The sequence below is a fragment of the Pantoea sp. CTOTU49201 genome, assembly GCF_032054795.1.
In the GTDB taxonomy this organism is placed as follows: domain Bacteria; phylum Pseudomonadota; class Gammaproteobacteria; order Enterobacterales; family Enterobacteriaceae; genus Pantoea; species Pantoea symbiotica.
Genome location: NZ_DAMBSA010000228.1, coordinates 1 through 7,655, shown reverse-complemented (window position 1 = coordinate 7,655; position 7,655 = coordinate 1). Strand labels below are relative to the sequence as shown.

10 protein-coding genes and 2 tRNA genes are annotated in these 7,655 nt (G+C 54.7%); 5 read left to right on the top strand and 7 right to left on the bottom strand.

Features of this window, described 5'->3' with window-relative positions:
- On the top strand, positions 1 to 269 hold a 269-nt coding region (locus RTY00_RS15655), incomplete at its 5' end, for a CoA-binding protein (protein ID WP_312665066.1).
- 32 nt (positions 270 to 301) lie between these two features.
- Here RTY00_RS15655 and hspQ read toward each other — a convergent pair.
- Both hspQ and rlmI read right to left on the bottom strand, forming a co-directional pair.
- Positions 302 to 619 carry a heat shock protein HspQ gene (gene hspQ, locus RTY00_RS15650; protein WP_312665065.1) on the bottom strand — a complete coding sequence of 106 codons (318 nt, stop codon included), beginning with the start codon at positions 617 to 619 and terminating at the stop codon, positions 302 to 304.
- 59 nt (positions 620 to 678) lie between these two features.
- Positions 679 to 1,869 (bottom strand): 23S rRNA (cytosine(1962)-C(5))-methyltransferase RlmI, encoded by a 1,191-nt coding sequence (rlmI, locus tag RTY00_RS15645; RefSeq protein WP_061717073.1) that lies wholly within the window; start codon positions 1,867 to 1,869, stop codon positions 679 to 681.
- An 85-nt stretch (positions 1,870 to 1,954) separates the two neighbouring features.
- Between rlmI and yccX the strand changes: the two genes are divergently transcribed.
- Entirely contained in the window at positions 1,955 to 2,233 is a 279-nt protein-coding gene (gene yccX / locus RTY00_RS15640; RefSeq protein ID WP_312665064.1) for an acylphosphatase, read from the top strand.
- Here yccX and tusE read toward each other — a convergent pair whose 3' ends face one another.
- Positions 2,234 to 2,560 carry a sulfurtransferase TusE gene (gene tusE / locus RTY00_RS15635; protein ID WP_101761038.1) on the bottom strand — a complete coding sequence of 109 codons (327 nt, stop codon included), beginning with the start codon at positions 2,558 to 2,560 and terminating at the stop codon, positions 2,234 to 2,236.
- Positions 2,561 to 2,658: 98 nt separating this feature from the next.
- A complete protein-coding gene (yccA, locus tag RTY00_RS15630) occupies positions 2,659 to 3,312 on the bottom strand; it encodes an FtsH protease modulator YccA (protein ID WP_008101414.1) in 654 nt (217 codons plus the stop codon).
- Between the two features lie 222 nt (positions 3,313 to 3,534).
- Here yccA and RTY00_RS15625 point away from each other — a divergent pair.
- The 3 genes from RTY00_RS15625 to agp all read left to right on the top strand — a co-directional run bounded on the left by RTY00_RS15625 (position 3,535) and on the right by agp (position 5,619).
- Positions 3,535 to 3,622, top strand: a tRNA-Ser gene (locus RTY00_RS15625).
- Positions 3,623 to 3,657: 35 nt separating this feature from the next.
- Positions 3,658 to 3,745: transfer RNA gene (locus RTY00_RS15620), tRNA-Ser, on the top strand.
- Between the two features lie 257 nt (positions 3,746 to 4,002).
- Positions 4,003 to 5,619 carry a bifunctional glucose-1-phosphatase/inositol phosphatase gene (gene agp / locus RTY00_RS15615; protein ID WP_312665063.1) on the top strand — a complete coding sequence of 539 codons (1,617 nt, stop codon included), beginning with the start codon at positions 4,003 to 4,005 and terminating at the stop codon, positions 5,617 to 5,619.
- A 53-nt stretch (positions 5,620 to 5,672) separates the two neighbouring features.
- Here the strand turns inward: agp and RTY00_RS15610 are convergent, their stop codons facing one another.
- From RTY00_RS15610 to wrbA, 3 genes are all read right to left on the bottom strand, one after another.
- Complete coding sequence (locus tag RTY00_RS15610; RefSeq protein ID WP_312665062.1) at positions 5,673 to 7,046, bottom strand: NAD-dependent succinate-semialdehyde dehydrogenase; 1,374 nt, start codon at positions 7,044 to 7,046, stop codon at positions 5,673 to 5,675.
- A gap of 56 nt (positions 7,047 to 7,102) precedes the next feature.
- A complete protein-coding gene (locus RTY00_RS15605; RefSeq protein ID WP_007887329.1) occupies positions 7,103 to 7,333 on the bottom strand; it encodes a YccJ family protein in 231 nt (76 codons plus the stop codon).
- A 21-nt stretch (positions 7,334 to 7,354) separates the two neighbouring features.
- Positions 7,355 to 7,655 (bottom strand): NAD(P)H:quinone oxidoreductase (gene wrbA, locus RTY00_RS15600; protein ID WP_312665061.1); only part of this gene is annotated, 301 nt, incomplete at its 5' end.

Sequence of the window (7,655 nt, the reverse complement as noted above, 5' to 3'; positions counted from 1 at the left end):
AACTGGCGGGCCAACAACTTCTCGGCCAAACGGCTTATGCCACGCTGGCGGAAGTTCCCGGAAAAGTGGATATGGTGGATGTATTTCGCAATGCCGAAGCGGCGTGGGGCGTAGCGCAGGAAGCGATTGCCATTGGGGCGGATACATTGTGGTTACAGCTGGGCGTGATTAATGAGCAGGCGGCGGTGCTGGCGCAAGACGCAGGTATGACCGTCGTGATGGATCGCTGTCCGAAGATTGAAATTCCACGGCTTGGTATCACGCGCTAAAACAAAAACGGCGACCTGAGTCGCCGTTGTCATTAATGTCGCAGGCTGGGTGCCTGCAGCTGCTGCCGAATTGACGCGGCCAGCTCATCCATTGAAGGTTGTTCGGGATGTTCAAAGGAGGTTTCCCCCGCCAGCTGAATTTCAGCGACGTAGGTATGCACCTGATCGCCTTCTTCATCTTCCATCACCACATGATACCAGGGCGCGGCGCGCAGCGTTTCGCTGGCAGCGACATCATCAACTTCTGGCTCATCAAGCGAAAACTCCGGATCGACATCCACGATAACGCCGAGCACCCCGGAGAGACGATGTCGGACCTGCTGTCCAATTCCAAATTTAGTCGTAATCATTGTGACCTCCCAAAAGACTGCCCTGTTACCAATATGGAGGCAGGGACAGCGTTTTCAAGTCACAGCACGCGGCAGGCAAAACCTTTCAGATAAAGCCCTTCAGGATAGCTGGCGATCACTGGATGGTCGGCTGCCTGACGGAACTGCTCTATGAATTGTACATCACGACCGGCATCAACGGCGGCATCCGCGATGATTTTCTGGAACAAATCGGTCGGCATCAGGCCAGAACAGGAGAAGGTCAGCAACACGCCGCCGGGATTTAACAGCTGAATGGCCAGCATGTTGATATCCTTATAACCGCGACACGCGCCCATCAACTGGTTCTTGTTCTCAACGAATTTCGGCGGATCCATCACGATCAGGTCGAACTTCTCGCCGCTGTCGCGATAACGACGCAGCAGTTTGAACACATCGTCCCGCACGAACTGGGCTCGCGACACATCCAGACCATTGAGTTCAACGTTCTGTTTCGCCACGTCGAGTGCGTCCTGCGAAGTATCAACGCTGATCACTTCACGACAGCCGCCCATCAAGGCCGAAACCGCAAATCCACCGGTGTAAGAGAAGCAGTTCAGCACGCGTGCATTCTCTGAGTAGCCACGCGTGGCAAAACGGCTGTCACGCTGATCGAGGTAATAACCGGTTTTATGACCGCCCTGAATATCCACTAACAGCTTCATACCGTGTTCGGTAATCGGCAGCAGCGGTGGCGGTAGTTCACCCGATACCGGGCCTTGTGCCAGCTCTAGTCCCTCTTTTTTACGCACCGCCACGTCTGAGCGATCGTAAATAGCGCAATCCGGGAAGCACTGCTGCAAAGCTGAAACGATGGCCGGGCGCTGATACTCCGCACCCGCAGACAGCAGTTGCAGCACCAGGAAGTTGCCGAAGCGATCGATGGTAACGCCTGGCATGCCATCAGACTCACCGGCAATCAGGCGATAGCTGTCCAGCCCGTCACGTTTAGCCAACCAGTCACGCCACAGCTGCGCTTGCTCAAAGCGGCGCACGAAGAAGGTGATGTCGATTGACTCATCCTGTTGCCAGCTCCAGACGCGTGCGCGAATTTGTGATTGCGGAGAATACGCGGCGCGAGCCAGCCATTTGCCATTGCTGTCACAGACATCAATGGTTTCACCAGACTGGGCTTTACCTTCCATACGTGCAACGGCACCAGAGAACACCCACGGATGGCGGCGGAGCAGGGATTTTTCACGTCCCTTTGCGAGAATCAATCGAACGGTCATAGTTTGCTATGCTTACCTGAAAAAATGAGGCGCCATTTTCCGGCGGATGGCGGCAAATTGCAACGCAAGGTGATGGGAGAACGCAATGGCAACCACATGCTGCAAAATTTGGGTGCATGGCATCGTGCAGGGCGTGGGATTTCGCTACCACACGCAAGCGCAGGCCAGAGAGTTGAATCTAAGCGGTTATGCGCACAATCTGGCCGACGGCAGCGTTGAAGTGCTGGCGTCCGGTGAAGCGCAGCAGGTCGATGAATTGATCAGTTGGCTAAAAGCGGGTGGGCCGCGTAGCGCGCGGGTGGACAAAGTGCTGGTGGAGCCGCATCAGCCCAGGGAAATGCCTACGCGATTCACCACCGGCTGATTACAGGCACTTGGCTGGTTTTGGCAATCCGGCAATTTTGGTCGCTTGCTTCGCCGGGCCTTCCGGAAACAGGCGGAACAGATAGCGGCTGTTGCCTTTCTCCTCGCCATACTTTTGCGCCATGGCTTTTACCAGCATGCGCACCGCCGGCGACGTATTAAATTCCTGGTAAAAGTTGCGCACAAAGTGCACTACTTCCCAATGCGCGTCACTCATCACGATCGCTTCTTGCTCCGCGATGGCAGCAGCCAGCGGCTCGCTCCAGTCCGCGCTATTTTTCAGATAGCCTTCCGCATCGGTGGCAATCTCTTTACCGGCAAAATTCACAGTCATTCCTCATTGCGTTAATGGACACATTGTAAATTCGCCCAGCCATAAAAAGCAAAAACCCCGCCGAAGCGGGGTTTGATAACGGTTACGGCATCTTAATCGCGGTTAGCGAAGCCCAGCAGGCTCAACAGGCTAACAAAGATGTTATACAGCGAGACATACAGACTCACGGTGGCGCGAATGTAGTTAGTTTCGCCGCCATGAATGATGTTGCTGGTTTCCCACAGAATGGCACCGGCAGAGAACAGAATGAACAGGGCGCTAATCGCCAGATGCAGCGCAGGCAGTTGCAGGAAGATGTTGGCAACTACCGCCACCAGCAGCACCACAAAGCCGGCCATCATCATGCCGCTCAGGAATGACATATCACGGCGCGTGGTCAGCACATAGGCCGAGCAACCGAAGAACACCAATGCCGTGCCGCCTAATGCCATGGCGATCACATCACCCATGCCCGCAGTAAGGAATGAACTGAGGATTGGGCCAAGGCAGTAACCGAGGAAACCGGTAAAGGCGAAGGCGGCCAGAATACCTGCTGGGCTATTAGCCAGTTTATGCGTCAGGAACATCAAACCATAAAAGCCCACCAGCATCAGAATCAGACCCGGTGAAGGCAATGCAAACACGGTGCTAAGTGTTGCGGTAACCGCCGAGAAGGCCAGCGTAAAGCCAAGTAACAGATAAGTATTGCGCAGCACCTTGTGGGTGCTAACTAACGATTGCTGCGACGAGCTAAAAACTCTTTCCATCACGCGCTCCTTAAAGAGAGAAACACCAAATATGGCAAGAGGATACGCAGCGCCTGAATGACAGAAAAGGCGTTTTACCCATCTTTACGCGATAAATTGCTGTTTCGCTGAGCAGAATGGCGAAATTGACGCCGAAAAAATAGAATTTGGCTGTTTTTCAGCCGAACGATTCATTGCAGGCTTTACATCGTTATGGGGGATGTTTATAGTGCGCCTCATTGCGGAGGGGTGGCCGAGTGGCTTAAGGCAACGGTCTTGAAAACCGTCGATGGGAAACCATCCGAGAGTTCGAATCTCTCCTCCTCCGCCATTCACTCTCGCTGAGTGACGCAACAAAAAATCCCCGGAGGGATGGCCGAGTGGCTTAAGGCAACGGTCTTGAAAACCGTCGATGGGAAACCATCCCAGAGTTCGAATCTCTGTTCCTCCGCCATATTAAAGAAGCCCGCAGAAATGCGGGCTTTTTGCTTTTCTGCGTTCATAAATTCCGAAAAACATCGCGTTGCTTTTCAATCTGCTGCCATTGCCCAACGCCAGGCGCGTTTACTGCTATATTCCATGCACGGTTTTTTGCAAACATCTGGCGATTTTCCGATGCAAGCTGAGTTACACTGTGCGGTAATTCGCTCTTTGGCGGGCTAATCGTTTGAAAGCCAGAGTGTTTCACTGATGAATTATGGAATAGGCACAATGATCAAGAAACTGAGTCTTTGCGCGTTGTCAGTCATCGCTGCGCTCCCGATGGGCATGTCCGCATATGCTGCGGATGGAGATATGCAACTCCAGCAGGTGCTGATGTTAAGCCGTCATAACCTGCGTGCGCCGCTCGCCAATAACGGCAGCGTACTGGAACAATCCACCAAAAAGAGCTGGCCGCAGTGGGATGTCGCGGGCGGCGAGCTCACCACCAAAGGTGGCGTGCTGGAAGTCTACATGGGTAATTACACCCGTCAGTGGCTGGCACAGCAGGGCTTAGTCCAGAACGGTACTTGCCCGGACAGCAGCAACATCTTTGTCTACGCTAACAGCCTGCAGCGCACCGTGGCGACCGCGCAGTACTTTATCACTGGGGCTTTCCCTGGCTGTGATATCGCAGTAACGCATCAGGATGCGATGGGCACCATGGATCCTATCTTCAATCCGGTCGTCACTGACGGCAGCGATGAATTCAACAAGAAAGCGTTGGCTGCCATGACAGCCGCCAATGAAAAGCTGGCACTGAAACCTGCCTTCCAGCATCTGGAAAAAATCGTCGATTACAAATCTGCCCCGGTCTGTAACGGCAAAAAGCAGTGTGATTTGAGCAGCGGCGATAACACCTTCAGCGCGGATAACGGTAAAGAGCCAAACGTAAGCGGCCCGCTGAAAATCGGCAACTCGCTGGTGGATGCGTTCACGCTGCAATATTACGAAGGTTTCCCGGCCGATCAGGTTGCCTGGGGCCAGATCAAAACGCCTGAGCAGTGGAAAGAGCTGGCGTCGATCAAAAACGGTTATCAGGATGCGCTGTTCGCCTCTCCTGAAGTGGCGCGCGAAGTGGCCGCACCGCTGGTGGATTACATCCGCAGCCAGTTAGTCGATCAGGACAAAGCCAACGCGCCAAAAGTGACGTTGATGGTCGGTCATGATTCCAATATCGCATCCTTACTTAGCGCACTGCAGGTTAAGCCTTATGAACTGCCGGGCAACGATGAGAAAACGCCAATTGGCGGTCAGGTGGTATTCGAACGCTGGCACGATGTGAAGAACAACAAAGATCTGCTGAAAATTGAGTATGTCTATCAAACGGCCGATCAGCTGCGCGATGCCGACGTGCTGAGCCTGAAAAATCCACCGAAGCGCGTCACGCTGCAACTGGCAGGCTGTGAAACGGATGCCAACGGCTACTGCAGCTGGGATCAATTCACCGGCGCACTGAATGGCGCTCTGCAAGGTACGCCACTGCAGCCTGCTGTTGCACCTGCTCCGGCAGAACAGCCAGCACCAGCGGCGGCCGCACCAGCCGCAGATGATGCCAAGCAGAAAGCCGATCAGGCTGCTGCCGATAAAGCGGCTGCAGACAAAGCAGCAGCGGATAAAGCCGCAGCACAGAAGGCTGCAGACGCGAAAGCGGCTGAAGAGAAAGTGAAGACGGATAAAGCGGCAGCGCAGAAAGCCGCTGACGAGAAAGCCAAAGCCGAGAAAGCCACCGCCCAGAAAGCAGCGGATGACAAAGCCAAGGCCGATGCGGCAGCTGCACAGAAAGCGCAAGCCGATGCCACGCCAGCCAAGCCAGAAGAGCCGGCAAAAGCGGCGACCAGCAACTGAGTTTGCTACCAATAAAAAACCCCGCCGAAGCGGGGTTTTTTATGCCTGTGAACTTAACCGGCGACGACCACCAATTTCTGGTTGGCGAACTCTTTAATACCCAAATCCGACAGCTCACGTCCGTAACCGGAACGTTTCACGCCACCAAACGGCAACTCTGCTGAGGTATCGCTCTGCGAATTGATAAACACCATGCCGGTTTCAATCTGCGACGCCATCTTACGGCCGCGCGCAATGTCTTTGGTCCAGACCGAACCGCCCAAGCCGTAATTTGAATCATTCGCCAGCGCCACAGCGGCACGATCGTCCGCCACCACATACACCTGTGCCACCGGGCCAAAGAACTCCTGATAGTAAGCCGGATTGTCGGGTGTCAGACCGGTAAGCACCGTTGGCTGGTAATAGCAGCCGACGCCATCAATGGCGCGTCCACCAAACTCCACGCGCGCGCCATTTTTCACCGCTTCATCAACCTGCTTCACTAAACGATCGCGCGCATCTTTTGAAGAGAGCGGGCCGAGCGTGGTTTTCTCATCAAGCGGATCACCCGGCGTAGCAGATTGCAGAGCCGCGCTGAATTTGGCCATAAACCTATCGGCAATTTTCTCATGCAGAATAAAGCGTTTGGCGGCGGTACACACCTGGCCGCAGTTGCTGAGGCGAGCTTGCGCGCCCTGACGTACCGCTTCATCGATATCGGCATCGTCCAGCACTACAAACACATCGTTACCGCCCAGTTCCAGCGTCGATTTCTTCAGATGTTTACCGGCCTGTTCCGCCACGGCGCTACCGGCGCGTTCGGAACCGGTCAGCGCCACACCTTGTACGCGTGGATCGGCGATCAGATCCGCAACCTGATCGGTAGAGATAAACAAGTTGGTCCACGCGCCTTTTGGCGCCCCGGCTTCTTCCACCAATTTCTCAAATACATCGGCGCAGTGCGGCACGATGTTGGCGTGTTTTGCCAGTACCGGATTGCCCAGCGCCAGGTTTGGCGCCAGTACGCGCATCAGCTGATAGTAAGGGAAGTTCCACGGTTCAACCGCGACAATCACGCCAATCGGATGGTACTCAAGCCAGGCATCGCCCACATCGCTGGCGTAAGGTTGCGGCTGTAAAAATGTCGCGGCATGTTCAGCGTAGTAGCGGGCGATCTGCGAACAGATTTTTACTTCACCGCGGCTCTGCCCAATCAGCTTGCCCATCTCTTTACTGGCGATGGTCGCCAGTTCTTCGGCACGTTGGTCAATCAAGTCGGCTAAACGGTGCAGCACCTGCAAACGCGGCTGAATATCGCCTTTACTCCACGCGGAATGATAAAGCGCATCTGCGGTTTTCAGCGCCTGTTGTGCATAGGCATCATCGTGCTCGTTCCACGCTTTTAGCAGTTGGTTATTGGCTGGATTGATACTTTGATAGGCTGACATACAAGGCTCCTTGGTGATGTAAAGGTAACAAAGGCGGGACAATGCCCGCCTGTCACTCAAACGTTTTTGCGCTCGACCGTTTTGTCGTCCCAGGTCAGAACATCCTGGTCGGTCTTTTTGAAGGCACGAATCAGCACTTCATCGCTGCCTTGCTGGCTCCAGATCTGCTCGGCTAAACGTTCGTCGTAGTTGGCTACCTCAAAAATGGCTTCAGCGATTTCGCGTGAAGTGTGGCGCAGTGATGCCCATTCGCCTACGTGATGCTCTTTCGACTGTTCTGTTGTCATGAAGATCTCCTGTTGTGGATTTTATCCCTGCAGCTTAACCGCCAGTCCGGCGACGTGTTGGCCCTGATAACGGGCAATATCCAGTTCTTCCGCCGAAGGTTGACGCGATCCATCTCCGCCCGCCAGCGTAGTCGCGCCGTAAGGCGTTCCGCCGCGTACGTGAGAAATGTCGAAAAGTTCTTTAGTGCCATAACCGATAGGAACGATCACCATGCCGTGGTGGGCGAGGGTGGTCCAGACGGAGGTGATGGTTTGCTCCTGGCCGCCGCCGGTGCCCGTAGAGGCAAAGACGCTAGCGATTTTGCCGTACAGCGCGCCCGAA